We start from the raw sequence: 25,948 nt of genomic DNA, 5'->3' as shown, positions 1-25,948 counted from the left end.
AAGCGTCTAGAATATTGATCATGATATTCCAGCGCTTATGCACCATTCCCCTACTGGCACTTGGCATCATCATGGGGCTTTTCATCAACCCCGCGCATGCTCAAATGAATATTGAGATCAAGGGTGTTGGCCAAACCCTCTATCCGATTGCGGTTTCCCGATTTAAAGATGAGGACAAATTACCGGTCAAGATTTCTGATGTGATTCGCCAAAATCTCACACGTAGTGGTTACTTCCGAAATGTCGAGCTTGGCAATGGAGTCGAAGACGATCAAGTTGTTCCTAACTTCAAAACGTGGGCGGCGCGCGGCGCTGATGCCTTGGCAGTTGGGTCGGTCACCCAAAAATCCCCAGGGCAGTATGAGGTTCGTTACCGCTTATACGACATTCGTAAGGGCGAGAGTCTTAATGGATTAATTGTTTCAGCCAGTGAAGATAACTTGCGCCTAGCAGCCCACAAAATTTCAGATGACATCATTTTCAAACTCTTGGGTGAGCGCGGCGTATTCTCCACCCGTCTGTCATATGTCATGAAAGAGGGTAAGCGCTATCGCTTAGTCATCTCGGATGCCGATGGTCAGAATATGCGCAACGCGCTCAATAGTAGTGAGCCCATCATTTCTGTAGCGTGGTCGCCCGATGGTCAAAAGATCGCTTATGTATCCTTTGAAGATCGCAAGCCCATCGTTTATGTGCATGAGCTGGCGACAGGCCGTCGCATTGTTCTCTCCAATGAGCGCGGCAACAACAGCGCCCCATCCTGGGCTCCCGACGGCAAAAGCCTAGCAATCTCACTCTCCAAAGATGGCAATACGCAAATCTATCGAGTCAATGCCGATGGCAGTAATCTAAGGCGCCTCACACAAGGCAATACGATTGATACCGAGCCACAGTTTTCTCCCGACGGTAAATTTATTTATTTCACGAGCGATCGTGGCGGCAATCCACAAATTTATCGGATGAGTGCCGATGGAGAGCGCGGCGAACCAGCTAGACGAATCACCTTTAAGCAACCCTATGCAACCTCAGCGCGTATCTCACCCGATGGTAAGTACTTGGCTTACATCGGCGGTGCAGGCGGCGGCTTCAAGCTCTTTTTAATGAATCTCCTCACGGGTGATAGCACTCCAATGACCGATACCAGCTTTGATGAGTCCCCAAGTTTTGCGGCCAACGGTCGCTATATTCTGTACTCAACCCAAGTCGGGGGTAAAAAAGTATTAGCAGCGGTTTCGGTTGATGGCTATGTCAAACAAATATTAAGTGTTCCAGGATCCGATGTACGTCAACCATCCTGGGGACCATTTATGGATCGCTAATCGGTTTTAGTGATGCATGATCCGAGGCATAATAGTGGTCAGTATGTAATTCATCGGTTTACGAAGACCATCAATTTATTCGAGGGAGAGCGCATGAAAACCACATCACCCCAGCGTCGCTTAGTACTAACCAGCATTTTGGGAGGCATTGGCTTACTCAGTGCGTGCTCGTCGGGCGTTAAATTAGATGATGTCAGTACCATGAAAACCCAAGAGGCCAAGAGTAGCAATATTGCTTCTCAGCCATGGAATGACCCTAAGAGCCCGCTCTTTCAGCGCAGCATCTATTTTGACTTTGATGAATACACCATCAAACCCCAATATCAAAATATGCTACAAGCCGGAGCCGCTTTCTTAAAACAAAACCCCCAACAAAAGATCATGATTCAGGGCAATACCGATGATCGTGGTACTGCCGAATATAACCTCGCTCTTGGTCAACGACGCTCAGATGCCGTTCGTAAAGCACTCGCAGCGCTGGGCGTACCCGATAGCCAAATGGAGGCCGTAAGTCTTGGTAAAGAAAAACCCAAAGCAGAGGGTAACACCGAAGCTGCATGGGCTGAGAACCGTCGCGCTGACATCATTTACATCACCAAATAAGAGCAAATCGCTTGACCGCTATCTCCAGATTTACTCGCACCGCTCTTACGATTGCATTGGGGGCATTACTTTCAAGTAATGCGTGGGCGATCTTCTCGGATGACGAGGCTCGCAAAGCAATCCTAGAGATGCGCAAATCGGTTCAAGCCTCGCAAGGCGCGATTCTGGATTTACAAAATCAAATCGAGAAACTGCGTACAGAAAACGCCCAACTACGCGGCCAAATCGAGACCTTGCAAAAGCAAACGGAAGATCTCACCAAGAATCAAAAAACCTACTATCAAGATTTAGATAATCGCCTGACTCGATTTGAACCTCAAACCGTCGAGGTGGAAGGTGTGACTGGTGTGGTTCAACCTGGTGAGCGGTCTGCATATGAAGAAGCGCTCAATGCATTTCAGAACAATCAGCTCAAAAAAGCCGATACCGATCTCAATGCGTTTATCCGGAAATACCCATCTAGCCCTTATTTACCCCTTGCACTCTTTTGGTCCGGTAATACCAAGTACGCACTGAAGGATTACAACGGCTCCATCAATCAATTACAAACTTTGATTACCCGCTTCCCAGGCCATCAACGGGTTCCCCCAGCAATGCTCACGCTTGGCAATGCCAATCTTGAGTCGGGGAAGAAAGCGGTGGCCAAAAAGGTCCTAAGCGATCTAATTACCAAATACCCAGACTCTGAGGCTGCCAAAGAAGCAAAGTCGATTGTTGCCAATATCAAGTAAGTAAATCCTGGATTTCTAATTTTGGACTTTTCTGCTCTCCGGCATTCGTTTACTCCAGCACAGGCACGCTCTCCCAATAGCCCTGCAGTCATTCTGTTCTCTGGCGGTTTGGACTCCACGACTATTCTGGCGCTTGCCAAACAACTCGGCTATCGCTGTTATGCCCTCTCAGTTCATTACGGCCAAAAGCACTCGTCTGAGTTAGATGCTGCAAAACGGATTGCCCAGTCGTTCGGTATTGAGCGCCATGAAGTTATCCACCTGGATCTTGCCCGCTTTGGTGGGTCCGCCCTCACTGACGAGATGCTGCGTGTTCCAACCGAGGGCGATCCAAAGACAACAGACATCCCGATTACCTATGTACCCGCTCGCAACACCATCATGCTCTCGATGGCCCTAGCCTGGGCCGAGTCTCTAGGCAGTATTGATGTGTTCTATGGTGCTAATGCAGTGGATTACTCTGGGTATCCAGATTGTCGGCCTGAGTATGTGAAGTCCTTCGAAACCATGGCGAACTTAGCCACAAAAGCTGGGGTCGAATCTACTAATGAGCAGCACCGATTTCGGATCCACGCGCCCATCATTTCCATGAGTAAGGCCCAGATCATTCAACTGGGTCAGTCCTTAGGAATCGACTACAGCCAAACCGTTTCGTGCTATCAAGCCAATCAAGAAGGTCAAGCCTGCGGCGTTTGTGAATCGTGTCAACTTCGTAAAGTAGGATTTAAAGAGGCTGGGGTAGCCGATCCAACGAGATATCAGTATTAAGTTGAGTCTTTACTAAGCATGCGCGCCACATAACGCGCGATCAGATCCACTTCCAAGTTAACGTGATCGCCTACCTTGAGTTGGCCAAGGGTGGTGTGATCCAGGGTATGAGGAATGATGTTAATTTCAATGGGGCATTGAGATTGATCTTTGGGCCCCGCTTGATTGACCGTTAGCGATACGCCATTGACTACTATCGATCCTTTGTAGGCCAGATAAGGGGCCAATGATTGCGGGGCATCGATTACTAATTTCCATGAGCCATAGGCATCGCCTTGAACGGGGGTAAATGATTGAACCGTACCTATTCCATCGACATGGCCACTGACCAAGTGGCCTCCGAGACGATCATTAAATCGTAGAGCCTTTTCTAGATTCACAGAACCAAGTTTGTCGAGTCCTGTTGTTTTTGAGATCGACTCCTTAGAAACATCCACTTCAAAGGCGTTGGCTTGCATAGTCGTAACCGTCATGCAGGCGCCATTAAGGGCGATGCTATCCCCGATCGCCACATCATCAAGATAGTTAGCAGGGGTTGTGACGGTTAAATGGAGGCCATCCCCTTTGGGAGCGAGATGGGTAATTTCACCAATCGCGGTAATGATTCCAGTAAACATGAATGCACTATATCAGTTTGGAGAGCAGTAAATACTATGGGCGTACAGCACGAATGCGCAGGTCATCTCCGATCAAAGTGTGCTCCATAATCTTCCAAGCACTGCGCTCAGAGAGCTCTTGAAGCGGTCCAATATTGGCCATTCCCAGGCCCTCACCCAAAAAGCAGGGCGCCTGATAGATGAGTAGCTCATCGACACAGCCCTCACGAATGAGTGAACCATTTAATTTGTAACCTGCTTCAACATGCACTTCATTAATCTCACGCTCTTTAGCCAAATACGCAAGGAGTTTAGGTAAGTCCACCTTACCCTTTGCATTCGCAAGTTGCACTACTTCAATACCGCGCTCCGCCAACTCTTTTTGGGTTTTCTGTAAGTGGCTTAGCTCTGGATTAGCACAAACGATGATGGCATTCGCATCACATAGCACCTTAGCTCCTAACGGAATCTCCAATTGCGAATCCACAATCACTCGTAATGGCTGACGCTGAGTGCTCACCTCACGTACCGTGAGAGCTGGATCATCTTCCCTGACCGTACCCACCCCCGAAAGAATGGCGCATGCTTGGGCCCGCCAATGATGACCATCGGCACGCGCAGCTGGTCCTGTAATCCACTGACTCTTACCATTGAGTAGCGCAGTACGACCATCCAAACTCGATGCAATCTTCATGCGCATATATGAAAGACCCTGGGTCATGCGTTTGATAAATCCAGGATTTAGTAAGGCCGCTTCATGCGCCATTAAACCAAGATCCACCTGAATGCCATGCTCTTGTAAGCTTGCGATACCCTGCCCCGAGACCTTGGGATTGGGATCTTGCATGGCAATGACCACGCGCTGTGGAGAAAGTTTTATCAGCGCATCACAACACGGGGGTGTGCGACCAGTATGCGAACAAGGTTCCAACGTGACATAAAACGTACTGGCAGCAAAATCAGCGTCACCTGCTCCCAACCGTCGTGCATTAGCGATCGCCTCAATCTCAGCGTGCTGAGACCCCACTTGCTGGGTAAATCCTTTACCCAAAATCTGCTCACCCTTGGTGATCACGCAACCCACCCGTGGATTGGGGTTAGAAAGGTACAGCGCCTTATTGGCCTCTTCAAGTGCTAGGGCCATCATCTGCTGATCAAGTGAACTAAATTGGGTCATAGTGCTATTAAACCCGATTTATTGATATGACTAAATACACTAACAACCCAGCCCTTTTGGATTCGTTGCAGAATTTGGGTTACATATACGCCAGCGGCCACTTGCTGCCAAGATGACATGACGCTGCAGGGATGTGTTCTTGATGTGAGCAAAAATCAAGCGATTAGCGACAAAGCCGCCATGTTTTGATTTCGCCCCGCCCGCAGGATTAAATCGAATCTGACTTTGGCCAGAATGTGGATCCATAAACCCCTTGGAATGAATCGCAATATTGGCAGGTAAGGAATGTCGGACAATCTTTTCTGGCGAGCCATTTATATCAAGGCCCTCAAGCTGCCAACCTGAATTCCAATTCGCTTCATCATCATTCCTTGCTCTTGGCTTTAAGAGCATATCGCGACCCCCATAGAGAGCGCGCTGTCTTGCAAACTGTGCGAGGTAAATGAACTGGCGCGCCGCATGCTCGAGCTCTCGCTCATAGAACTGATTTTGGATTTGAGGAACCCCAAACATCAGCAGCAAACTGATGAGCGCGATGACCACCATCAATTCCAATAAGGTATACCCCCGCTCCCCATACCCTCGCGAGTGAAATGAATAATATTCTTGTCCTCTACTCATAGATTAGCTGCCAATTGATGCGGCTGAGGTGTTGGCTGGAGATTTGATAACGAAGCATGCTACGAAGCCGAATTCCTTGACCAACTTCCATCTCGACTAGTAGCGTATTTTTCATTGGATGTTTCTGTTGATGGACTATTTGTGTTGCACTCATGAGCTTTAGTCGACAGCCCTCCGAACCTAATACATCGAGGTCCTCCTGCGACGAATTAGGCTCATGAATCAATGATCTTCTAAGCTGATCTTCACACTGGGTTGAGAGCGCTTCCGCTCTCTCAAACTGGGACAGATATTGGACCTGGGTCGCTTGCGATTGAATCTCAAGGGCGATCACCGACTCTAACTGGGCTACCGCCCATGCCAGATAAAGTAAAAGACTCATCACCCAAAGCAATATCATGGGTTATAAATGCCATGGCGCTTACTAATGTAGCGCGTCTGCTCGATGACCCGCGTTGGGTTATTTGACCCTCCATGGGGTTGTACGCGCAGAGTAATGCCAACCAGGCCGCTTGGGGTCCGAGAGATAGTAGGCGCTTGGCTCAGTGAATGTGCTCTTACCCAGTTAATCTGCAAGGACTGAACCTTACTCAGAATTTCACCCTGATGTAACCGACCTTGACGATCGACGCTCTGACACATCAGCGTCTGGGTTCGAGAATCATGCCGACTGGGTTCTACATAAAACCGCTGATAGGCCTGTTGTTTGATAGTGCGTTCGAGTGCTAAAGGATTACCCATGCAGTCATACCCTAATTTGTCCGGAATATCTTGGGTAAGCACAATGGCATCAGAACCGCGAGAAGAGCCGCCTTTTTGGATGGTGATTGGGTTTGCTGTCAATGAATTCTGCATTGAGCTAGATTGATACCCCGCACCTTGAATCGCTCGACTGATTAACTCCAGTGAGCGATCCATATTCTGTTGTAGCAAAACTCGATCCTCGAGCTGAGCGTGATGAGTAAGTACTTGATGAACTAACCATGCAGATGGCAAAAGCAAAATAGCGCTGAGTGTGAGTGCTGTTAAGCACGCTAGTAGGCTCATTGTTTTGATCGAGGCGAATTTTTTGGTTGCTGGCTTTTGAATCGATTCAAATAAATTGCAATCTCATGCTGGTTCTTCCGATGAATCCATGCGGCATGGGACTTCTCTAATTGAATAGACTTCATGACGAGTTTTGAATAAACCGTGTGGGCGACCCTAATACTGCCCACGATAAGGGCCATCGCAATCAAAAGCTCAAATAAGACCATTCCAGATTCGGGTAAATGGTCATCGTTCATTAGGATTCTCCTGAAGTGGCTGATCCCCAAGATTGTTCATAAATCCACAGGGCTTCACCATCAGCCTCTTCTGAAAATCCTGTTGTAGAGCCCTACAAAGAGCAAGAAGGCTTAAAATGACGCTCTATTTGCAAATTCCACAACCATGCCAAACTCACTATTACCAGCCATTAGCCCCGTTCATGAGATCGTGGCCGACCTTCGTGCTGGCAAGATGATCATCTTGGTTGATGAAGAAGACCGTGAAAATGAAGGTGATTTAGTTCTTGCCGCTGATCACGTCAGTGCTGAGGCCATTAACTTCATGGCCAAGCATGGTCGCGGTCTCATTTGCCTCACCCTCACGAAAGAGCGTTGCCAGCAATTAAACCTGCCTCTGATGGTTCGAGACAATGGCACTGCCCTAGGTACAAACTTCACGGTTTCGATTGAAGCCGCCAGTGGCGTAACGACTGGGATCTCAGCAGCTGATCGAGCACGCACCATCCAGGCCGCAGTTGCCCCAAATGCCAAACCAGCCGACTTGGTTCAGCCAGGTCACGTCTTTCCTTTAATGGCTCAACCTGGAGGTGTCTTAATTCGCTCTGGCCACACGGAAGCCGGTTGTGATTTAGCAAGTCTTGCTGGTTGCTCGCCCACTGCCGTGATTTGCGAAATCATGAAAGACGATGGCAGTATGGCACGCTTGCCCGATCTCATCGAATTTGCTAAAGAGCATCAACTCAAGATTGGAACGATTGCGGATCTGATTCAGTATCGCAGTCAAACAGAGAGTATTGTGTTGCGCGAAGGCGTGCGCGAGTTTGCCAGCCCTTGGGGTCGATTTACGGGTGTAGTGTATCGAGATACGCCGAGTAACTGCTTACACCTTGCACTGGTTCAAGGAGACCCGCAGTCCGCTGAAGAATCGATTGTGCGGGTTCATGAACCGGTTACTGTTTTGGATCTTTTGGATATTGATCAATCCACGCATTCCTGGCCTTTAAGTAAAGCCCTACAAGTGATCACCAATTCACCCTGCGGCGTTGCTGTTTTACTTAATGCTGCAGGAGTTGCTGCTCCCAACGAGCTCAAATGGCTCTCACAGTTTGAGAAGTTAACTCAATTGGACCAAGGTTCCAATCACAAAACTTCAAAACCACCCGGTCAATCCGGTACGGAGCGAAAAACCGATTTCCGTAGTTACGGAATTGGGGCACAAATACTTAAAGACTTGGGTGTGCGCAAAATGCGTTTACTAGCCAACTCCTCTAGAGTACCGAGTTTGTCTGGCTATCAGTTAGAAATTATTGATCACATCCCCTACACACCAATCTCATCTTGAGGAATAGCGCATGAACGACATCGATGTCTTTGAGGCTGACTTAAATGGTCAAGACCTAAGGGTGGCAATTGTGCAAGCTCGTTTTAATGAAGAGCACTGCAAAGCGCTATCGGAAGCCTGCATTACTGAGTTACTCAATTTAGGTGTTGCTCATCAAGACATTCAACTTGTTACAGTACCTGGTGCCTTAGAGATTGGCTTTGCCCTCTCCCAACTTGCGAAGACCCACGAGTTTGATGCCATGATTGCCCTGGGCGCTGTGATTCGGGGAGAAACCTACCACTTTGAATTAGTCTCTAATGAATCTGCGAGCGCCATTACTCGCATTAGTTTGGATCACGACATTCCGATTGCCAATGGGGTGCTAACGTGCGATACCGATGATCAAGCATTTGCACGCACCCTTGAAAAGGGTCGTGATTGTGCCCGCGCCGCGGTTGAAATGGCTAATCTCGCCCTAGCAATCAATCCTGATCTCGATATTGAGTCAGCGTAATTACATGACGGCTGGATCGACCCAAAACCCAAAGCGCTCGCTCACGCCGCGAAGGCGTGCCCGCGAGTATGCCTTGCAGGGCATCTATCAGTATTTGGTGATTCAAAAGGCGGGCGAGCTAAGCGATGCCCCCTTAACAATCAGTGCGATCACAAAACAACTTGGCGAAGATCCGGCATTTAAAAAATGTCAGGGTGATTTATTTTCCAGCATCTTCAAGGGGGTGGTCGGCCAGCACCAAGAACTTGATGCACTCATTATTCCGGAGTTGGATCGACCCTTGGCTGAACTATCACCAGTAGAGCATGCTGCCATGCTGATCGGTACCTATGAGTTAGCTGCTGATCTATCGGTACCCTACAAGGTTGCAATTAATGAAGCTGTGGAGTTAGCAAAAACCTTTGGTGGCACCGATGGCCATAAATACGTCAATGGGGTTTTGGATCAGCTTGCCCAAAAACTGCGGCAAGCTGAAATCGCAGCAGATTAAACGTTACCGCCTAAGCGGCGCGCAACGTTACGCAACTCTTCGCGCTCTGTGAATACCTTATGGGTATAGGTACCAATCCCGCTAGCTGCATTGGGGGCGCCCAAATAACTCTTTAAACCATCCTCAAGCGATCCAGCGCGAGCGATACAAGCCTTCAAAATCAGAGCCCCCACCCGAATGTTCGCCTCAGGGATAAAGGCCGCTAAGGGGCCGCCATAGGGCTCAAATTTCTCTTGATGGACATGGGTTCGAACCTGCATTAATCCTTGTGCACCCGCACGGCTCTCAGCGCGCGGGTTTAGGCTAGATTCCGTCGCCATCACCGCCAAGATGAGGGTGGGGTCTAAGTTGACCTCTTTACTCACCATCATGGCTTGATTGACATAGAAAAGAGTGTCTTCTAAAGAAATCCGAAACTTTTTAGCTAAATGCTCCGCCACCGCGCGACGCTCATTCTCAGATCGCAATATAGAGCGATCAATTGCACTTAAGTCGACCAAATGTCCTGGGATTTGCGATGCGGGTCCCGCAATAGAAGGGATGCTCTGAGGATTTGAGCTCCAAAATTTGAGCTGATTAGACGACTCATCAGCCGTTAAGATTTCAGCGCTATCCGCCCCAAGAATCAGTGCACGGGCCTCTGCAGGAACTAAGTAGTGGGCAAGATCAAATATTCCAGCACCGGTGCGGGGGCCAAGCAACCAAACAGCAAGAATAGCGGCAACCATAAATGCAAAAAGGCGTTGTATGAGCCTAGCTAAGGATGCAGAGGCCAAGTGCTGTTCAATCCCAATTGTCTTTGGCAAATTAAATGGTTTCATTGCTTGGGTCACACACAATACAAAGAATCTAAATAACTAGACTCAATTTATATTGCAGTGCAACAACTGTTAAACATGCCGAATCTTAGAAACCCCTATATAACCTGTCAAGAATAAAGAAATGATTTTATATATCAATTAATTCATATTATCGGTTTAAACCCTAATATGATGCGCTACTGAATATAAAAAGATCAATTAAAACAATGATTTAATTAAGTTAGTCAACACTCATTCCTCATCATGAAAAAAACATTTATTCGGGGCATATTTTCATATTTTGGAAAAAAACACATACCACTCTAACTACCTATAGGCTGTCAACTGAGTCATATCCACTATTGGTAGTAGTTTTTAGAAATCAGCATTCGCTCCATAGGCAATACGATTGGCGGATCTATTTTTGTATGTCTAGAGTCAAGCACCCCTCCTTCTGGAGCCAATCATTGCCAATAATCTTCCACTACGGTTGGGATTACACTAAGCCATCGAGATACCACCCACTTAAAAGAAGAACATCATGAACGCCCCCAATTCAACGATTGATATCCGCAAACTCCTCAAAAACCCCAGTCTTTTTCATGAAGATGCTTTTATCAACGGCCAGTGGGTGAAAGCGTCAGGGAACGCTCGATTTGCCGTTTCCAATCCCGCCAATGGCGCAATTATTGCTGAGGTTGCCAATTTGAACGTCTCCGATGCCCAAGAAGCGATCTCTGCTGCCGAGCTAGCTCTCAATGCCTGGAAGGGGAAGCTGGCCAAAGAGCGTGCCCAGGTCATGCGCAAGTGGTTTGAGTTAATTTTGGCGAATGCGGATGATCTCGCCACCCTCATGACACTTGAACAAGGCAAACCCCTTGCCGAAGCTAAGGGGGAAGTGGTCTACGGCGCCTCCTTTGTGGAATGGTTTGCCGAAGAAGCCAAACGAGTCATGGGCGCCATTCCAGCAACCACTTGGAGTGATAAGCGCACCATTGTTTTAAAGCAAGCCATTGGGGTCTGTGTTGCCATTACCCCATGGAACTTTCCGATTGCCATGATTACTCGCAAAATCGCTCCGGCAATGGCAGCCGGATGTACTATCGTGATTAAGCCTGCAGAACAAACGCCGCTGTCAGCGCTCGCAATTGCGGAACTAGCGAATCAAGCAGGGGTCCCGCAAGGGGTCATTAATATCGTGACCGCCGATGCTGAGCAATCCATTGCGGTTGGTAAGGTCCTCTGCGAATCCCCAACCGTTCGCCATTTATCCTTTACCGGCTCTACAGAGGTGGGTCGTATTCTTATGGCGCAATGTGCTCCAACGATCAAGAAGCTCTCCTTAGAGCTTGGTGGTCATGCGCCTTTCATTGTGTTTGACGATGCCGATATTGATGCTGCCGTATCGGGCGCAATGAGCTCCAAATACCGAAATGCCGGGCAAACTTGTGTTTGCGCCAACCGGTTTTATGTACATAAAAAAGTGCACGATGCGTTTGTAGAAAAGTTAGCCCTTGCAACCAAAGCAATCAAAATTGGAAACGGTCTAGAGCAAGGCGTTTCTCAAGGGCCTCTCATCGACCAAGCGGCCATTGAAAAGGTGGAGCGACATGTAGCGGATGCAATTAGCAAAGGGGCGCGACTTGTAATTGGCGGTAAACGTGCAAGTTTGGGTGGAACGTTTTATGAACCAACGGTTCTTACCAATGTAACCAATAGCATGCTCATTACCCATGAAGAAACCTTTGGTCCAGTTGCACCGGTCATACCATTTGAGAATGATGATGAAGTGATTCGACTGGCCAATAGCAGTCAATTTGGTCTAGCGTCTTACTTTTACAGTCGGGATATTGGTCGGGTTTGGAAGGTCGCTGAAGCGCTCGAATTTGGCATGGTGGGAGTCAATACCGGACTGATCTCAAATGAGGTAGCCCCATTTGGGGGAGTCAAGCAATCTGGCTTAGGCCGCGAGGGTAGCTCTTGGGGAGTCGACGAGTACCTTGAAATGAAATACGTATGCATGGGGCTTTAAGTCTCACGCTTACGATAGAGCAAATCCCAAACCCCGTGGCCTAATTTGAGACCACGATTCTCAAATTTGGTCTGCGGGCGATACGAGGGCTTATCGACAAAACCCTCATGCATCCCCTGTAACTGCTCCGCCGTCCAATCAATACCACCAATAGTTTGATCCTGATCGATGCCGAGAATGGCTCCTAAGCGAACTTTTTGAGTGGATTGATTTCGTAACAGAGGATGGTGATTGAGAACTAAGAGCATTTGCTCCGCGTAATGCTGCCAATCCGTTGCCAGGTGAAGATAGCCATTAGGCTTCAATCGGGAAACGAGTAGTTCTACAAATTCTTTTTGAATTAAGCGACGTTTATGATGACGCGTTTTATGCCATGGATCTGGAAAGAAAATGTGAACCCCATCCAAAGAATTGGGTGCAATCATCCGCTCGAGTATCTCAACAGCATCATGGGAAATTAAGCGAAGATTGTGAAGATCCAACTCACCAATGCGTTTAAGAAGTGCGCCAACCCCGGGCTCATGAACTTCAAGACCTAAAAATATATCGTTGGGACGAGCTTGCGCAATCTGAGCGGTGGACTCACCCATGCCAAAGCCGATCTCGACAATGCGCAGAGCATTCTGATACGACGGACCAAATACTGACCAATCAAATAATGCATCTTGAAACGGTAGTAAAAATTGACCACCTAAAGTTGCGATCGCATGCTCTTGGGCACTTGTAGTGCGTCCTGCTCTACGAACAAAGGAGCGAATTTTTCTATGAGGATGATTTGATGGCAGGAATTTATCCATGCCTTTTTATTTCAATAGAACTCGAAAATAAGCAATCGTTTCTTTCAGGCCATCCTCAAGGGATACCTTGGGCTCCCACCCTAATTTGGCTTTAGCTAAATCAATATTGGGCTGACGCTGCTTCGGATCATCCGATGGCAATGGTTGATGAATAATCTTGGATTTACTGCCAGAAAGCTTGAGAACCATCTCGGCAAGCTCGAGCATGGTGAACTCTCCGGGGTTGCCAATATTAACGGGGCCAGTAAAACCCTTCTCTGAGTTCATCATTCTGACCATGGCGTCGATTAGGTCATCGACATAGCAAAAACTTCGGGTCTGAGAACCGTCTCCATAAATCGTGATGTCTTTACCTTGCAAGGCCTGTACGATAAAGTTACTCACGACCCGGCCATCATTGGGATGCATCTTTGGGCCATAGGTGTTGAAGATACGGACCACTTTGATATCGGTTTGGTGTTGGCGAAAGTAGTCAAAAAATAGGGTTTCAGCACAGCGCTTACCCTCGTCATAACAGGACCGAATGCCAATCGGATTCACCCTACCCCAATAGCCCTCGGGTTGAGGATGCACCTCTGGATCACCATAGACCTCACTCGTAGAGGCTTGCAAAATACGTGCTCTCGTGCGCTTCGCCAAACCCAGCATATTAATGGCGCCATGTACGCTAGTTTTGGTGGTTTGCACGGGATCGTATTGGTAATGCACTGGAGAGGCGGGACACGCCAAGTTATAGATCTGATTGACCTCGACATACAAAGGAAAGGTCACATCATGGCGCATGATCTCCAAATTAGGGTTACCCATCAAGTGCGCAAGGTTCTGTTTGTTGCCAGTAAAAAAGTTATCCACTACCAAAACATCATTACCCTCACGTAGTAAGCGCTCAGTCAAGTGAGAGCCCAAAAAGCCAGCGCCACCAGTGATGAGGATTTTGCTTTGATTGATTGACATAGATATCTTTCAGAAATTTTAGGTTACTGCGAATTTTATTCCTAGGGCCTTTTAGGCTTTTGAGATAGTTCTTGCGCAGGCATATCCCAACTTGTCGAGCGATAGGCAAATACAACCTCAACCAAGATCAGCGTTAGAGAAACCACAAATGAGACTAAGCCTGCAACAAATGTGATCAAAACATAACCTACGTTGACCAATTTTCCTGCACCGGTTTGCACTAAAAATAGCTCAAGAACCGTCAGAGAAATTAAAACACCCGCCAAGACATCAAAAAAAATGGCCAGAGTGCATAACCTTCCTCTGGTCTTGAACTCATCAATTTCTTTCTCATAATGCGTCTTCAGCTTTTGACTAAGCTGCTGATCGCCATATAGCTGGTTCTGGATAAAACGCATCCGATCTACATTACGAGCCAGCCTCGCTGTGATCGCAGCAACTAAGGTAGCGACGGCTGTTAGGAGAAAGACAGGTGCTAAGGCCAGCTGAATATTGGCCTGTATAGCATCAATTGAAAGGTTCATATTTTTACTCTGCAACTATCAATTAGACCAAGCGACAAGACCGGTGTACGAGGTCACCAAAACTAAAACGCCAAAAATAATACGATACCAAGCAAAGGGGATAAAGTTGTGATGCGCAACATAATGAATCAGCCAGCGCACACAAATGAATGCTGAGATAAAGGCTGCGACAAAACCAACTAAAAGGGTAGGCGCAAAATCAGCAAAACCAAATACTTGGGGCGAGTTTGCAATCTTGAGTAACTCATACGCAGTTGCCCCACCAATGACCGGGATTGCTAAAAAGAAGGAGAATTCAGTTGCAACGGCTCGCGGCAATCCAAAGAGCATCCCACCAATAATTGTTGCTCCTGAACGTGAGGTGCCTGGTACCAGAGCCGCGCATTGTGCCAGTCCAACCTTTAAAGCATCGAGTGCAGTCAACTGATCAATGCTATCGATTTTCCTTATGGTTGATGCTTTAGTTTGGCGATACTCCGCCCAGAAGATCACAAAGGCCCCCGCAATGAATGCGCTTGCCACAGGGACTGGTGAAAACAGATGAGTCTTAATGAACTTACCAAAAATCAGACCAAGCCCCATGGCCGGGATACAGGCAATCACCACATGCAAAACAAACTTTTGTGATTGTTTACTAGAAAAAAAGGTATTGGTCACCTTGAATAAGCGCTCACGGTACTCCCAGCACACCGCCAAAATGGCACCGAACTGAATGATGATTTCAAAAGCCTTACCACGCTCATCATTAAAATTTAAGAGATCCCCCACCAAGATTAAATGCCCAGTACTCGAAATAGGTAAAAACTCGGTTAAGCCCTCAACAACCCCGAGAATGAGAGCTTTGAATAAAAGTAATGGTTCCATAAGTATCAATACTAAAGCCTTAAATCCCTAAACTCATCAATTTGGCGTTTGGGCTTAAACTTCGGATCATGCATTCAATGAAACGGTTCCCATTAATTACCCTCATTGGACTGGCTGGATGGATAGTATCTAGCCAGGTACTTTCACAATCGAATCAGCAGCCAACCTCTAATCAAGGCTCCGTCACCGTAACACCGGCAAATAATGCATTACCCAAGACCTTAAGTCCTCAAGACCTTCTAAGGCTCGAAGCACCACCACAAACAGCTATTCCAATCCCACCGATTTCATCGAACCTAACGGATCCCCAAAACCGTAAGGCGCTCGATGGCCGTACTTTGGATCTCCTTACCCTGTATCAAGAGGCTGCATTTAATGATCCAGTGATTAATAGTGCACGCTTTAATTTAGCAGCCCGAAAAGAGCTCTACTGGCAGGGGTTATCCGTATTGCTACCACAGGTTTCAGCTAATCCAACTGCTACTCGGTTTTTCCAGCACGGAGAGGGTAATAACCGAGTATATGATCAGCGTAGCTATACCCTTACGCTAACCCAACCGGTCTTTAACTTAAGTGGGGTGCAGCTATTTAAACAAGGAGAGCTTAATAGCAAAATCTCTGATCTTCAGTTTTATCAAGCTCAGCAAGATTTGGTCATTCGAGTATCGCAAGCCTACTTTGATGTATTAACAGCTCAAGACAATGTTGAGCTTTTCAAGAGCAAAAAAGAGTTAATCCGTCAACAACTTCAGGCTGCAAAGGCCAAGTTTGAGATTGGCTCGGCTACGATCGTCGATGCCAATGATGCCCAGGCACGCTTTGATGTCGCAAATGCTCAAGAGATTGCTGCACATGCAGACCTAGTCGTTAAACGCGGAGTTCTCGAACAGCTGATTGGCCACCCGGTCAAGCACATTAAACCAATGGCAAAGGATGTTTCGATTGCTGGGGTGGTGGCTGATCCAAGGGCCCGCAACAAGGATATCAAAGGAGTACCAATTGCAGAAAGTGTCAGCCCCAAACTACCCCCAGGACAAGCATTGGAGGACTGGATTACCCAATCCGAAAACGCCAACTATGGAGTACTGGCTGGTCAACTCAGTGTGCAATTAGCCGAGAGTGTATATAAAGGCTCTCTCGCTGCAAACTATCCAAGCGTTAACTTTGTGGGGACTGCGGGTTTTAATCAATCGAATGGTTCTGCTCTGAACTTTAACCCACTCCCTACACAAAATATTTATAACAACACTTTAGCATTACAAATGACACTACCAATCGTGTCGGGCGGATTTAATATGTCCGTTATCCGCCAAAACGCAGCACTTTTTGATAAGTCGAAGGCAGATTACGACAATCTACGACGCACCGCTGCGCAGGCAACCCGTCAAGCCTTTACGGGATTCTATGGTGGTTTGGCTACTGTTAAAGCACTGGAAGCCGCCGAGAAGTCATCGGCCATAGCCGTTGAATCGAGTAAATTAGGTTACAACGTCGGTACCCTCATTAACATCGATGTCTTAATTGCCTTAGATACGCTCTTTACCACTCGGGCCTCTCTCTACAAGGCCCGCTATGACACGATTATGAACGCATTGCGCTTGAAAGCTCAGGCCGCTAATTTATCCGATGAGGATTTGATTGCAATTAATGCATTACTGCGCTAGTGATTAATCAGGAGTTAACTGCGCTCGCGAAAGAACTGCTCTATAAGCAATCCAGCCGCATGCGAATCTAGAGCCCCCTGATACTGGGTGTCTTGTTCTAATAACACTGAGGAATAGCGCTCATCCACATAATGGATGGGCTTACCAAATTGCTTAGCAAGCTGTTGGCCAAACGAGCGTGAGCGTTTGGTCATCGCATGTTCAGCACCATCCGGATGCAATGGTAAACCCACCACCAGGCAACTCGGTTGCCACTCATTAATTAAGTCTTGAATTTTTTGATATGTTTGATTGGGCTTGATATTTTGGATTACATCCAAAGCTTGAGCACTTCTGGTCAGCGAATTGCCAACCGCCACCCCAATCCGCTTAGTGCCGTAATCAAATCCCAAAACAATTGTTATGGAATTCGAAGCATCATTAGGCATGCCCCGCTTCTCCAGAAAGGCTTGCTAGATCAAAGCCCAAAACCTGCATTGCCTTTTGATAACGATCGGTATATGGCGTATCAAAAATAATCGTTTGCATTTGATTATTTGGGATGGCGATATTGATCCACCCATTGAGCGAAATCTCCTCTTCGAGCTGTCCTGCACCCCACCCCGCATACCCTAGTGTCATCAGAAACTTCTCAGGTCCAGAACCATTCGCTACCGCCTCAAGAACATCTTTAGATGTGGTCATAGTGAGACCATCTGCAATGATTAATGAAGATGAGTACTTCTCCGCAAGATCAGTGGGATGCAGCACAAATCCTCGTTCGACCTGAACGGGTCCACCAAAATAAACCGGCTGGTCAAGTAATGGTGCGATTTCAAGCTTCAGCTCGATTTTCTCAAACAGGGTTGAGAGCACAATATCGGTCGGACGATTAACCACCAGTCCCATAGCACCTTTGTCGCTATGTTCTAAAAGATACACCAAGGAACCTGAAAAATTTTCGTCCAGCATACCCGGCATGGCTAACAAGAACTGGTTAGCAAAGGAACTGAATGAGGGGAAGGCATTGGCTTGGCTCACAACCCATTCTAGCAAGCCTCAGGAATTCAGAAAAGTGATATTTTTCCAGTCAATTGATAAGCTCCAATCCCAATATATTCATGCAATAACTTATTCCACAGAAATGCGCCTTCGGTTAAATCAAATTCGCGCCATTGCAAGTTATTCGCTGTTTGGTAATCCACTGGTACGGCAATTACTGGAATACCTTGCTTTTCAAAGATTTTTACAGAGCGATACATATGACTCGCGGAGGTGACTAATAGCCACGGTTTTAACTGTTGGCCTGGAGATTGTGGATAAATGGCATCGATAATCTTTTTGGAATAAACCGCATTTTCATAAGTATTGCGGGATTGATTCTCGTAAAAGGCAGTGGTGTTTGTACTATCGGCAAGCCCTTGTTCTTGAATCAATTGTTTAAACGCATCCGCCTCTGACAACCCTCTTGGATTTACTCTTCCCGAAAAACCGCTAAAGATAAATGGCTTATCAGGATACTTTCGAATGAGCTCTAGTCCCTTCGTAACACGCTCGGCCGATGATTTAAGAGATATCTCACCACGATCAACGGCAACATCTTCGCCCTCGATAGCCCCACCCAAAATAATGATCCCTGCAAATTGGTCGGGATTGAGATTCTGAATCGATGGTTTGGGAACGGCATTTTCCAGAATGCGGATCAAAGACTCAGGAATAGGCATATACCCCACGCCCAGGAAGCCAATGACTGCAAATGCCAAAAGACGATTGGTGAAGACGGGCTTGCGAATGGTAAGAAAAAACCATGCCAGAAGGGTAGCCGAGAAAATCAGGTTTAAAGGCTCAATTAGGAATTGAACAATCTTCGAAGTAATAAAAAATAGGCTATCCATGAGGGCATCATAATCAAAATCGCATTCCCGAATAAGATAGAGCCTATGACAAGTGCATTGGTATGGCTTCGACGTGATTTACGCCTATATGATCAGGCGGCTCTTCATCACGCCCTAAAACAGTATCAACAGGTCTGGGTCTGTTTTATCTTTGACACCTCGATCCTTACCCCCCTACTCTCTATAGGTCAGGGTTTTGATCGCAGGGTGGATTTCATTTGGCAAACGATTGAAGATCTAGATAAAACGCTAAGAGCTCGAGGAAGCGGGATCATTGCCCGTCATGGTGACCCGACCGAACTGATCCCTGCCCTAGCGAGACAACTTGATGCACAAGCAGTCTTTACCAACCATGACTATGAACCCACGGCAATTTCACGCGATGAGGCCATCGCACAAACGCTTGCGAAGAATGGCGTTGCGTTCCAGCATTTTAAGGATCAGGTTATTTTTGAGAAGACTGAAGTCTTAACTAACTCTGAAACTGTATTCTCGGTCTTTACTCCGTATAAAAATGCATGGCTTAAGAAACTAAACCCCTCAGACCTTGAGCCCTTCGTCTGCGATCTCCCTAATGCTGGCTTACAGGGTCGATATGCCCCCATTCCCAAGAGCATTGATACCGGCATCCCTTCGCTGGAATCCATGGGATTTAGACCGACAGGCATAGAAAAGTATCTACCCCCAAGTCAGAGGGGTGCTGAGCTCTTTTTGGGTGACTTTCTAAAACGAATTGATCAATACAACATTGGCCGAGACTTCCCAGCAACCAAAGGCGTCAGCTACCTCTCTACATACTTGCGCTTTGGTCTTCTATCAATCCGTGGCTTGGTTCGCGAGGCTCATCGTCGAATGCTTGCAAGCAGTCTTGGTGCAAGCACATGGCTGAGTGAGCTCATATGGCGGGACTTTTATTTCATGATTTTGGCCAATCACCCTCGCCTTGCCGATGGCGAATCATTTAAGCCCGACTATGACAAGATTGTTTGGGAGCAAGGTCCCAAAGCACAAAAATTGTTTAAGGCCTGGTGCGATGGACAAACTGGCTATCCATTAGTCGATGCGGCTATGCATCAACTCAATCAATCGGGCTATATGCACAATCGCTTACGCATGGTCGTGGCTAGTTTTTTATGTAAAGACCTCGGCATCGATTGGCGCTGGGGTGAGCAGTACTTTGCGGAGCATCTGAACGATTTTGAGTTTGCCTCTAATAACGGTGGCTGGCAATGGGCCTCGTCTTCTGGATGTGATGCTCAGCCCTACTTCCGTATCTTTAACCCCATTACCCAGTCTGAGCGCTTTGATGGTGAAGGAAAATTTATCCGCCGCTACATTCCTGCTCTTGAAAAGCTATCCAATAAATCAATCCATGCGCCCTGGCTTGCAGGGCAACTTGAGCTCGAGGCCGCTGGCATCGTATTGGGTAAAGACTACCCAAGCCCAATCGTCGATCATGATGAAGCCCGCAAGGCGACCTTGATTCGCTATAACGTTGTGAAAAAAGTGGCTTGAGTAATGACGCGCGTCTTTGCGATTGGTGATGTACAGGGTTGCTTAAGGCCCCTTAATCAACTCATCAAGAAACTCCCCCATGGCTCTAAATTCATTTTTCTGGGGGATCTCGTCAACCGTGGCCCAGATTCGCTGGGTACCTTGCGGCGACTCAAGCAACTTCAGGAAGAGGGGGTTGCCGAGTGTATTTTGGGTAATCATGATCTGAACTTATTGGCGTGTGATGCAGGACTTCGTGATACCAAGCCTCTTGATACGATCGATGATATTTTGGCTGCACCTGATCGTCGTGAGCTCATCGATTGGTTGAGATGCCGTCCCATGGCACTGAGTAATGGCAAGGTCTTACTGGTGCACGCAGGGGTGCTACCCCAATGGAGCATTAAGAAAACTTTATCTTTGGCTCATGAGGTGGAGATTGCACTACGCCATAAAAACTATCGAGATTTTTTATCCCAAATGTATGGCAACACCCCAAATCGCTGGAATCCAAAATTATCTGGATTTGATCGTTTGCGTTTAATCACCAATACCCTAACCCGGATTCGGTTTTGTACTCCTCAGGGCGAAATGGAGTTCAAAAGCAAAGAGGGATTAGAAAATGGTCCAGCTGGATATATCCCATGGTTTGAAGCGCCTGATCGTAAAACAAAATCGATCCCTATTGTCTTTGGTCACTGGTCAACGCTTGGCCTACTCAATCGCCAAGGGGTGATCGGAATTGATACTGGCTGCGTATGGGGCGGTACTCTAACTGCAATCGATCTTGACCACTTGGAAAGAATGAACCCCAAGGCTTTAACTGAGGATTCCAAATCGCTTACGATTAAGACAGTCAGTGTGGCGGGCTATGATCACCCGCTACGGATGTGAGCGTATTAAATCTTCTGAAACGATTGCTGAGCTGCACGAATAATCTCATCAACCACTGCGTTATCGTGTGCAATCGATGTAAATCCAGCCTCATAGGCGGATGGAGCAAGGTAAACACCTTCGTCCAACATCGCATGAAAGAAGCGTTTGAAAGCTTCAATATCGGTTTTGGTCACTGCTTCGTATGAAATTGGTACCGTCTGTGAAAAATAGAAGCCAAACATTCCACCAACACTGTCGACCGAGAATGGAATCTTAGCTCGATTGGCTTCTTGCTGCAATCCCGCCATTAATTTTTTGGTTTGTTCGGTCAAGCATTCAAAAAACCCGGGTCGCGAGATGATCTCCAAGGTCTTCGCCCCTGCAGCTACTGCAACGGGATTGCCAGATAAGGTGCCTGCCTGATAAACATTACCCAAGGGAGCGAGCTTCGCCATAATCTCCCGCTTACCTCCAAATGCTGCCATGGGCATACCGCCACCCATGACTTTGCCCAGACAAGTTAAATCCGGCTGAATGCCATGCAAGGATTGGGTGCCGCCCAAGGCTACCCGAAATCCCGTCATCACCTCGTCGTAAATCAATACGGCGCCATACTGCTGGGTGAGCGAACGAACCGCCTTGACAAACTCGGGAGTCGCACGAATTAAGTTCATATTGCCAGCAATCGGTTCCAAAATTAATGCAGCGACCTGATCACCATGGCGCTTGAAGGCCTCTTCTAGAGCACCAACGTCGTTATAGGGCAGCACTAAGGTATGCCTCACTAAATCCTGAGGTACACCACCCGATGAAGGTGCATTCTTTGTGGAATCGGCAAAAGTGAGCAAACCAGAACCGGCTTTGACCAACAGGCTATCCGCATGGCCGTGGTAACAGCCCTCAAACTTAATAATCAAATCACGATTGGTATAGCCGCGGGCTAAACGCAAGGCACTCATGGTCGCTTCAGTGCCGCTCGACACTAAACGAATTTGCTCGATTGCTGGCATTAACTCACAAATACGCTCAGCAAGATCAATCTCCCCTGCGGTCGGGGCACCATAGCTAAAACTCTGAGTTGCGGCACGCTGCACTGCTTCCACTACTTCTGGGTTCGCATGCCCAACAATCATGGGCCCCCATGACATGATGAGATCAACATAGCGCTTATCGTCGGCGTCCCAAAAATAAGGGCCTTCTGCACGCTTGATAAAACGCGGGGTACCCCCCACTTGCCGAAATGCCCTCACTGGAGAGTTCACGCCACCTGGAATCGTTTTCTGGGCACGTGTAAAGAGTTGATCGTTTTGGCTCATGGCATTCATTAAAAAGTCTAATTCATTAAATGACGCACATCTCAAAATCATCTTTGCGCGCACCACACTCGGGGCACGACCAGTTCATGGGAACATCTTTCCACAAGGTTCCAGGCGCAATGCCATCATCCGGACAACCTTTGGCTTCATCGTAGATCCAGCCGCAGATCAGGCACATATAGGTTTTATATTCCATTTGTTATTTCTTTCAGATTGAAATCTTATTTTACGATTTCTGGGCATCGCTTCGCCCCCGAATCTCAAACTTGAAGAGTCTGCATTCCAAGGGGCCATTAAATAATGGGGTGCGTTTGGACTCTTTCATGCGTAAATGGCCCGGTAAGCCCATATCTGCAGTGAGAACAAAGATCTCCCAACCTGCAAAATGGTCTTTCAGTTGCTTACTAAACTGATCGAGTAGCATTGCAAACTTCGGATCGATCGGCTCTTTTAATAAAGGCTCTCGGCTCGTACGTCGTTTTTGCATGTATGCAGCCTTGCTATCACCAAAGACATGGGGTCGATCAGAGTCGCCACCCTTCATAGCTAGGCGCTCTCCATAAGGTGGATTAAATACCATCACCCCTTTTTGCCCTTCGCTTAAATCAATATTGGGCCTAATCGCGATAGCATCCAATTGTCGAACCACAGGCAATCCAGGCAACTGCGCGCGTTGCCAATTTGCCTTACACATGGCAATCATTTTCTCGTTGATATCGCTGCCACTAATTGCAATGGTGTCTTTCTGATGCCGATGCATTTCCGTCTTCGCAGCATCGCAAAGTGTTTGCCAGTTCTTTTTTTCCAGGGAGCTCAAAAAGGGCTTGAGTCGCAAAAAGCCAAAGCCACTTTGCATAACCGATAGCTTCCACGATACGGCTATATTTTGATCGGATGAGCCAAGTATGCGCGCTCGCAGCGCCCCCGCTGGAATATGAAAGGCTATCTGGGCAGCCTCAATCAAAAAGGTGCCGCTTCCGCACATGGGGTCATAAAGCGGCATTGCAGCTTGCCAGTTGGTCAATCGCAAAATCCCAGCAGCGAGATTCTCTTTAAGAGGCGCTTCACCCTTTTCCTCCCGCCAGCCGCGTTTGAACAAAGGCTCACCCGAGGTATCCAAATAGATGGTGGCATGTTGTTGCGTCAAATGAACCTGAATCCGCACATCGGGATTCACTGTATCAATATTCGGGCGCCCACCCGTTTGCTCGCGCAAACGATCAACAATCGCATCTTTGATTCGCAAAGTAGCAAAGTTCAAACTCTTTAGAGGCGATCGTTGTGCGGTGATATCGACCCGAAGCGTTTGATTCGAGGAAAACCAATCTTCCCAACCAATCGCTTTTACTTGATGATAAAGATCATCCTCGGATTTATAGGGTCCGTCGGTCATCTTTAGCAAAACACGACTGGCAATCCGTGAATGCAGATTCATTGCCATTGCTAAGGCAAGCGGTCCCTCAACCCCCATTCCGCCGGTTAAGCTTGACGGGGCTGGGTCAACCGATGATCGCCCCAATGCTTTTATCTCAGGTCGAGCAACAATCTCCTCGAGCTCTTGGGCTAAAACTGCCTCAAGTCCGCCCGGACAAACAATAAAAAATTTCACAATGAGGATCAGCTCGGCTTAATGACTACTAGAGCAGTGACTACCAACATCAGCAAAACTGGAGCCTCATTAAACCATCTAAACCACACGTGGCTTTTGGTATTTTGCTTTTGAACAAATTGCTTAAGGAGACGCTTACATTGCAAATGGTAGCCAATCACAATCAGCACTAATAACACCTTCACATGCATCCAGATCGAGCCGCGGCCAACTCCGTAATACAGCCACAAAATGAGTCCCAAAGCGACCGCTGGCATCATCAGGATGGTCATAAAACGGTAGAGTCGTTGTGCCATACCGATTAAACGTTCATAGGCGATATCGTTAGTTTCTTGTGCCAGATTTACAAAGATACGGGGTAAATAAAAAAGCCCAGCAAACCATGAGGCAATTAAAACGATGTGCAGGGTTTTAGCCCAAAGGTAACCATCAAACATAGAGTCTCTTTATCAAAATTACTGACGTATTTCACCGTGGCCCATCACCACGTACTTCAACGAGGTCAGCCCCTCAAGACCAACGGGGCCACGCGCATGCAACTTATCGTTGGAGATCCCAATCTCGGCACCCAAGCCATACTCAAAGCCATCTGCAAATCGGGTGCTGGTATTGACCATCACACTCGCACTATCGACTTCTCGCAAGAAACGATTGGCATGCTCTTGATTTTGGGTAATGATCGCATCCGTGTGCTTACTACCATAATGCTCAATATGATCCATTGCCTCATCAAGACTCTCAACAGTCTTAATCGATAAGATCGGCGCCAGATACTCTGTGCGCCAATCTTCCTCAGTCGCATCGACCAAGTTAGCAAATTGATTCGATTCAAGTAAGGAGCGGGTCTTTGGATCCACACGCAATTCCACGCCTTTGTCTTGATAAATTCGGCAAAGCTTGGGTAAAACCTGAGGTGCGATCTTGCCATGAACGAGTAGAGTTTCCATCGCATTGCAAGGAGCATAGCGCTGGGTCTTGGCGTTATCACATACTTTAATCGCTAAATCGATATCCGCAGCCTCATCTATAAAGGTATGGCAAATTCCATCGAGGTGTTTGATCATGGGCACTCGGCCATCTTGCATCAGGCGCGCAATCAAACTCTTCCCGCCGCGAGGCACAATCACATCAATGTGCTCGGTCATAGTGATCATTTTTCCGACGGCAGCCCTATCAGTTGTTTGGATCACTTGCACGGCATTGGCTGGCAACTGAGCGGCAGCCAGGCCCTCCTGAATTAATCCAGCTAAAAATGTATTGGAGTCAATTGCCTCCGATCCACCTCGCAAAATGACAGCATTTCCTGACTTTAAGCATAGAGCTGCCGCATCAATCGTGACATTGGGACGGGACTCGTAAATAATGCCAATCACACCAAGGGGTACACGCATTTGCCCAATCAAAATACCTGAGGGTTGCTGTTTAAAGGGGGTAATCTGACCGATTGGATCCTCCAGGGTGACGATTTGCTCAAGACCCAAGGCCATGGTCTCAATTGATTTCTCGGTCATGGTCAAACGATCCACAAATGCAGCGTCATGACCAGCGGCCTTAGCCCGCTCCACATCACGGGCATTGGCCGCCAGAATCTTTGCGACATCCCTACGAATAGCCTTCGCAATATTGCTTAATGCCTGATTCTTTTGCTCAGAACTGGCTCTGGCCATCGCCCTTGAAGCGAGGCGAGCTTGCTGACCAATGGTCAGCATCATTTGCTCAATCGTTTGGTTCAT

At 47.5% G+C, this 25,948-nt stretch carries 30 protein-coding genes; 11 read left to right on the top strand and 19 right to left on the bottom strand.

The window, feature by feature from the left end; translation table 11 throughout:
• Positions 1–20 precede the first annotated feature (20 nt).
• The 4 genes from tolB to queC all read left to right on the top strand — a co-directional run bounded on the left by tolB (position 21) and on the right by queC (position 3,421).
• Positions 21–1,319 (top strand): Tol-Pal system beta propeller repeat protein TolB, encoded by a 1,299-nt coding sequence (gene tolB, locus QUE62_RS01335; protein WP_458574688.1) that lies wholly within the window; start codon positions 21–23, stop codon positions 1,317–1,319.
• A gap of 93 nt (positions 1,320–1,412) precedes the next feature.
• Positions 1,413–1,922 (top strand): peptidoglycan-associated lipoprotein Pal, encoded by a 510-nt coding sequence (gene pal, locus QUE62_RS01330; protein ID WP_286223945.1) that lies wholly within the window; start codon positions 1,413–1,415, stop codon positions 1,920–1,922.
• 11 nt (positions 1,923–1,933) lie between these two features.
• Positions 1,934–2,653 (top strand): tol-pal system protein YbgF, encoded by a 720-nt coding sequence (gene ybgF, locus QUE62_RS01325; protein WP_286261784.1) that lies wholly within the window; start codon positions 1,934–1,936, stop codon positions 2,651–2,653.
• A gap of 90 nt (positions 2,654–2,743) precedes the next feature.
• A complete protein-coding gene (gene queC, locus QUE62_RS01320; RefSeq protein WP_286262526.1) occupies positions 2,744–3,421 on the top strand; it encodes a 7-cyano-7-deazaguanine synthase QueC in 678 nt (225 codons plus the stop codon).
• On the opposite strand, the gene QUE62_RS01315 is transcribed toward queC, so the two are convergent.
• Genes QUE62_RS01315 through QUE62_RS01290 form a run of 6 tightly spaced genes read right to left on the bottom strand, consistent with a single transcriptional unit; the run spans position 3,418 to position 7,101 of the window.
• On the bottom strand, positions 3,418–4,038 hold the full coding sequence (locus QUE62_RS01315; protein ID WP_286223942.1) for a riboflavin synthase: 621 nt from the start codon (positions 4,036–4,038) through the stop codon (positions 3,418–3,420). The two genes, queC and QUE62_RS01315, sit on opposite strands and share 4 nt — an antisense overlap.
• Before the next feature lie 34 nt (positions 4,039–4,072).
• The gene (gene ribD / locus QUE62_RS01310; protein ID WP_286261782.1) at positions 4,073–5,194 is read right to left on the bottom strand and encodes a bifunctional diaminohydroxyphosphoribosylaminopyrimidine deaminase/5-amino-6-(5-phosphoribosylamino)uracil reductase RibD; all 1,122 of its coding nucleotides are present in this window, start codon (positions 5,192–5,194) and stop codon (positions 4,073–4,075) included.
• A 39-nt stretch (positions 5,195–5,233) separates the two neighbouring features.
• Positions 5,234–5,815 carry a GspH/FimT family pseudopilin gene (locus tag QUE62_RS01305; protein ID WP_286261780.1) on the bottom strand — a complete coding sequence of 194 codons (582 nt, stop codon included), beginning with the start codon at positions 5,813–5,815 and terminating at the stop codon, positions 5,234–5,236.
• Complete coding sequence (locus tag QUE62_RS01300) at positions 5,808–6,197, bottom strand: hypothetical protein (RefSeq protein WP_286261777.1); 390 nt, start codon at positions 6,195–6,197, stop codon at positions 5,808–5,810. The genes QUE62_RS01305 and QUE62_RS01300 overlap by 8 nt, the downstream gene beginning before the upstream one ends.
• A 14-nt stretch (positions 6,198–6,211) precedes the next feature.
• The gene (locus QUE62_RS01295) at positions 6,212–6,862 is read right to left on the bottom strand and encodes a hypothetical protein (protein ID WP_286261775.1); all 651 of its coding nucleotides are present in this window, start codon (positions 6,860–6,862) and stop codon (positions 6,212–6,214) included.
• Complete coding sequence (locus tag QUE62_RS01290; protein ID WP_286225575.1) at positions 6,859–7,101, bottom strand: hypothetical protein; 243 nt, start codon at positions 7,099–7,101, stop codon at positions 6,859–6,861. The genes QUE62_RS01295 and QUE62_RS01290 overlap by 4 nt, the downstream gene beginning before the upstream one ends.
• Positions 7,102–7,246: 145 nt before the next feature.
• Between QUE62_RS01290 and ribBA the strand changes: the two genes are divergently transcribed.
• Genes ribBA through nusB form a run of 3 tightly spaced genes read left to right on the top strand, consistent with a single transcriptional unit; the run spans position 7,247 to position 9,411 of the window.
• Positions 7,247–8,425: a bifunctional 3,4-dihydroxy-2-butanone-4-phosphate synthase/GTP cyclohydrolase II gene (gene ribBA / locus QUE62_RS01285; protein ID WP_286226933.1), complete on the top strand. Its 1,179-nt coding sequence runs from the start codon at positions 7,247–7,249 to the stop codon at positions 8,423–8,425.
• Positions 8,426–8,435: 10 nt separating this feature from the next.
• Complete coding sequence (gene ribH, locus QUE62_RS01280) at positions 8,436–8,921, top strand: 6,7-dimethyl-8-ribityllumazine synthase (protein ID WP_286223935.1); 486 nt, start codon at positions 8,436–8,438, stop codon at positions 8,919–8,921.
• A 4-nt stretch (positions 8,922–8,925) separates the two neighbouring features.
• Positions 8,926–9,411 carry a transcription antitermination factor NusB gene (nusB, locus tag QUE62_RS01275; protein ID WP_286224696.1) on the top strand — a complete coding sequence of 162 codons (486 nt, stop codon included), beginning with the start codon at positions 8,926–8,928 and terminating at the stop codon, positions 9,409–9,411.
• Here the strand turns inward: nusB and QUE62_RS01270 are convergent.
• Entirely contained in the window at positions 9,408–10,232 is an 825-nt protein-coding gene (locus QUE62_RS01270; protein ID WP_286223934.1) for a lytic transglycosylase domain-containing protein, read from the bottom strand. The two genes, nusB and QUE62_RS01270, sit on opposite strands and share 4 nt — an antisense overlap.
• A gap of 520 nt (positions 10,233–10,752) precedes the next feature.
• On the opposite strand from QUE62_RS01270, the gene QUE62_RS01265 reads away from it, so the two are divergent.
• The gene (locus QUE62_RS01265) at positions 10,753–12,243 is read left to right on the top strand and encodes an NAD-dependent succinate-semialdehyde dehydrogenase (RefSeq protein ID WP_286223933.1); all 1,491 of its coding nucleotides are present in this window, start codon (positions 10,753–10,755) and stop codon (positions 12,241–12,243) included.
• Here QUE62_RS01265 and trmB read toward each other — a convergent pair.
• From trmB to QUE62_RS01245, 4 genes are read right to left on the bottom strand one after another with little or no spacing between them, the layout of a single operon-like run.
• A complete protein-coding gene (trmB, locus tag QUE62_RS01260) occupies positions 12,240–13,040 on the bottom strand; it encodes a tRNA (guanosine(46)-N7)-methyltransferase TrmB (protein WP_286223932.1) in 801 nt (266 codons plus the stop codon). The two genes, QUE62_RS01265 and trmB, sit on opposite strands and share 4 nt — an antisense overlap.
• A gap of 6 nt (positions 13,041–13,046) precedes the next feature.
• Positions 13,047–13,994: a UDP-glucuronic acid decarboxylase family protein gene (locus QUE62_RS01255; protein WP_286261773.1), complete on the bottom strand. Its 948-nt coding sequence runs from the start codon at positions 13,992–13,994 to the stop codon at positions 13,047–13,049.
• A 41-nt stretch (positions 13,995–14,035) separates the two neighbouring features.
• Complete coding sequence (locus tag QUE62_RS01250; RefSeq protein ID WP_286225568.1) at positions 14,036–14,518, bottom strand: DUF2721 domain-containing protein; 483 nt, start codon at positions 14,516–14,518, stop codon at positions 14,036–14,038.
• Positions 14,519–14,536: 18 nt separating this feature from the next.
• Positions 14,537–15,382 carry an undecaprenyl-diphosphate phosphatase gene (locus tag QUE62_RS01245; protein WP_286223929.1) on the bottom strand — a complete coding sequence of 282 codons (846 nt, stop codon included), beginning with the start codon at positions 15,380–15,382 and terminating at the stop codon, positions 14,537–14,539.
• A 77-nt stretch (positions 15,383–15,459) separates the two neighbouring features.
• On the opposite strand from QUE62_RS01245, the gene QUE62_RS01240 reads away from it, so the two are divergent.
• Positions 15,460–17,046, top strand: coding sequence for a TolC family protein (locus QUE62_RS01240; RefSeq protein ID WP_286261771.1), 1,587 nt, complete (start codon positions 15,460–15,462; stop codon positions 17,044–17,046).
• A 14-nt stretch (positions 17,047–17,060) separates the two neighbouring features.
• Here QUE62_RS01240 and ruvX read toward each other — a convergent pair whose 3' ends face one another.
• The 3 genes from ruvX to QUE62_RS01225 all read right to left on the bottom strand — a co-directional run bounded on the left by ruvX (position 17,061) and on the right by QUE62_RS01225 (position 18,920).
• Positions 17,061–17,474 carry a Holliday junction resolvase RuvX gene (gene ruvX / locus QUE62_RS01235; RefSeq protein WP_286261769.1) on the bottom strand — a complete coding sequence of 138 codons (414 nt, stop codon included), beginning with the start codon at positions 17,472–17,474 and terminating at the stop codon, positions 17,061–17,063.
• Positions 17,467–18,006, bottom strand: a complete 540-nt coding sequence (locus tag QUE62_RS01230; RefSeq protein WP_286262525.1) for a YqgE/AlgH family protein — start codon at positions 18,004–18,006, stop codon at positions 17,467–17,469. The genes ruvX and QUE62_RS01230 overlap by 8 nt, the downstream gene beginning before the upstream one ends.
• A gap of 86 nt (positions 18,007–18,092) precedes the next feature.
• Positions 18,093–18,920: a YdcF family protein gene (locus QUE62_RS01225; protein ID WP_286261767.1), complete on the bottom strand. Its 828-nt coding sequence runs from the start codon at positions 18,918–18,920 to the stop codon at positions 18,093–18,095.
• A gap of 45 nt (positions 18,921–18,965) precedes the next feature.
• Here QUE62_RS01225 and QUE62_RS01220 point away from each other — a divergent pair, with 45 nt between their 5' ends.
• Positions 18,966–20,435, top strand: a complete 1,470-nt coding sequence (locus QUE62_RS01220) for a cryptochrome/photolyase family protein (protein WP_286261765.1) — start codon at positions 18,966–18,968, stop codon at positions 20,433–20,435.
• A 3-nt stretch (positions 20,436–20,438) separates the two neighbouring features.
• Positions 20,439–21,308 carry a symmetrical bis(5'-nucleosyl)-tetraphosphatase gene (locus QUE62_RS01215; RefSeq protein WP_286261763.1) on the top strand — a complete coding sequence of 290 codons (870 nt, stop codon included), beginning with the start codon at positions 20,439–20,441 and terminating at the stop codon, positions 21,306–21,308.
• Positions 21,309–21,313: 5 nt separating this feature from the next.
• On the opposite strand, the gene hemL is transcribed toward QUE62_RS01215, so the two are convergent.
• From hemL to QUE62_RS01190, 5 genes are read right to left on the bottom strand one after another with little or no spacing between them, the layout of a single operon-like run.
• Positions 21,314–22,606, bottom strand: coding sequence for a glutamate-1-semialdehyde 2,1-aminomutase (hemL, locus tag QUE62_RS01210; protein ID WP_286261762.1), 1,293 nt, complete (start codon positions 22,604–22,606; stop codon positions 21,314–21,316).
• Positions 22,607–22,631: 25 nt separating this feature from the next.
• Positions 22,632–22,802 carry a rubredoxin gene (locus QUE62_RS01205; protein ID WP_108507762.1) on the bottom strand — a complete coding sequence of 57 codons (171 nt, stop codon included), beginning with the start codon at positions 22,800–22,802 and terminating at the stop codon, positions 22,632–22,634.
• Between the two features lie 30 nt (positions 22,803–22,832).
• Positions 22,833–24,215 (bottom strand): THUMP domain-containing class I SAM-dependent RNA methyltransferase, encoded by a 1,383-nt coding sequence (locus QUE62_RS01200; protein ID WP_286261760.1) that lies wholly within the window; start codon positions 24,213–24,215, stop codon positions 22,833–22,835.
• An 8-nt stretch (positions 24,216–24,223) separates the two neighbouring features.
• The gene (locus QUE62_RS01195) at positions 24,224–24,652 is read right to left on the bottom strand and encodes a CopD family protein (protein ID WP_286223921.1); all 429 of its coding nucleotides are present in this window, start codon (positions 24,650–24,652) and stop codon (positions 24,224–24,226) included.
• A gap of 18 nt (positions 24,653–24,670) precedes the next feature.
• Complete coding sequence (locus QUE62_RS01190; RefSeq protein WP_286227459.1) at positions 24,671–25,948, bottom strand: glutamate-5-semialdehyde dehydrogenase; 1,278 nt, start codon at positions 25,946–25,948, stop codon at positions 24,671–24,673.

It is taken from the genome of Polynucleobacter sp. HIN9, from assembly GCF_030297635.1.
In the GTDB taxonomy this organism is placed as follows: Bacteria; Pseudomonadota; Gammaproteobacteria; order Burkholderiales; family Burkholderiaceae; genus Polynucleobacter.
Note: the sequence above shows the minus strand (reverse complement) of the source record. Positions and strands in the feature narration are given on the sequence as shown.

Excerpts from the sequence above, each read along its gene's own strand:
- QUE62_RS01255 (WP_286261773.1), bottom strand. The coding sequence starts at position 13,994 with ATGTCAATCAATCAAAGCAAAATCCTCATCACTGGTGGCGCTGGCTTT.
- QUE62_RS01270 (WP_286223934.1), bottom strand. The coding sequence starts at position 10,232 with ATGAAACCATTTAATTTGCCAAAGACAATTGGGATTGAACAGCACTTG.
- QUE62_RS01295 (WP_286261775.1), bottom strand. The coding sequence starts at position 6,862 with ATGAGCCTACTAGCGTGCTTAACAGCACTCACACTCAGCGCTATTTTG.
- QUE62_RS01290 (WP_286225575.1), bottom strand. The coding sequence starts at position 7,101 with ATGAACGATGACCATTTACCCGAATCTGGAATGGTCTTATTTGAGCTT.
- tolB (WP_458574688.1), top strand. The coding sequence starts at position 21 with ATGATATTCCAGCGCTTATGCACCATTCCCCTACTGGCACTTGGCATC.
- QUE62_RS01215 (WP_286261763.1), top strand. The coding sequence starts at position 20,439 with ATGACGCGCGTCTTTGCGATTGGTGATGTACAGGGTTGCTTAAGGCCC.
- trmB (WP_286223932.1), bottom strand. The coding sequence starts at position 13,040 with ATGGATAAATTCCTGCCATCAAATCATCCTCATAGAAAAATTCGCTCC.
- QUE62_RS01300 (WP_286261777.1), bottom strand. The coding sequence starts at position 6,197 with ATGAGTCTTTTACTTTATCTGGCATGGGCGGTAGCCCAGTTAGAGTCG.
- pal (WP_286223945.1), top strand. The coding sequence starts at position 1,413 with ATGAAAACCACATCACCCCAGCGTCGCTTAGTACTAACCAGCATTTTG.
- QUE62_RS01250 (WP_286225568.1), bottom strand. The coding sequence starts at position 14,518 with ATGAACCTTTCAATTGATGCTATACAGGCCAATATTCAGCTGGCCTTA.
- QUE62_RS01195 (WP_286223921.1), bottom strand. The coding sequence starts at position 24,652 with ATGTTTGATGGTTACCTTTGGGCTAAAACCCTGCACATCGTTTTAATT.
- QUE62_RS01315 (WP_286223942.1), bottom strand. The coding sequence starts at position 4,038 with ATGTTTACTGGAATCATTACCGCGATTGGTGAAATTACCCATCTCGCT.
- QUE62_RS01220 (WP_286261765.1), top strand. The coding sequence starts at position 18,966 with ATGACAAGTGCATTGGTATGGCTTCGACGTGATTTACGCCTATATGAT.
- QUE62_RS01305 (WP_286261780.1), bottom strand. The coding sequence starts at position 5,815 with ATGAGTAGAGGACAAGAATATTATTCATTTCACTCGCGAGGGTATGGG.
- ruvX (WP_286261769.1), bottom strand. The coding sequence starts at position 17,474 with ATGCCTAATGATGCTTCGAATTCCATAACAATTGTTTTGGGATTTGAT.
- ribD (WP_286261782.1), bottom strand. The coding sequence starts at position 5,194 with ATGACCCAATTTAGTTCACTTGATCAGCAGATGATGGCCCTAGCACTT.
- QUE62_RS01265 (WP_286223933.1), top strand. The coding sequence starts at position 10,753 with ATGAACGCCCCCAATTCAACGATTGATATCCGCAAACTCCTCAAAAAC.
- nusB (WP_286224696.1), top strand. The coding sequence starts at position 8,926 with ATGACGGCTGGATCGACCCAAAACCCAAAGCGCTCGCTCACGCCGCGA.
- QUE62_RS01240 (WP_286261771.1), top strand. The coding sequence starts at position 15,460 with ATGAAACGGTTCCCATTAATTACCCTCATTGGACTGGCTGGATGGATA.
- ribBA (WP_286226933.1), top strand. The coding sequence starts at position 7,247 with ATGCCAAACTCACTATTACCAGCCATTAGCCCCGTTCATGAGATCGTG.
- QUE62_RS01245 (WP_286223929.1), bottom strand. The coding sequence starts at position 15,382 with ATGGAACCATTACTTTTATTCAAAGCTCTCATTCTCGGGGTTGTTGAG.
- QUE62_RS01225 (WP_286261767.1), bottom strand. The coding sequence starts at position 18,920 with ATGGATAGCCTATTTTTTATTACTTCGAAGATTGTTCAATTCCTAATT.
- QUE62_RS01190 (WP_286227459.1), bottom strand. The coding sequence starts at position 25,948 with ATGAACCAAACGATTGAGCAAATGATGCTGACCATTGGTCAGCAAGCT.
- hemL (WP_286261762.1), bottom strand. The coding sequence starts at position 22,606 with ATGAGCCAAAACGATCAACTCTTTACACGTGCCCAGAAAACGATTCCA.
- ribH (WP_286223935.1), top strand. The coding sequence starts at position 8,436 with ATGAACGACATCGATGTCTTTGAGGCTGACTTAAATGGTCAAGACCTA.
- QUE62_RS01230 (WP_286262525.1), bottom strand. The coding sequence starts at position 18,006 with ATGCCGGGTATGCTGGACGAAAATTTTTCAGGTTCCTTGGTGTATCTT.
- QUE62_RS01205 (WP_108507762.1), bottom strand. The coding sequence starts at position 22,802 with ATGGAATATAAAACCTATATGTGCCTGATCTGCGGCTGGATCTACGAT.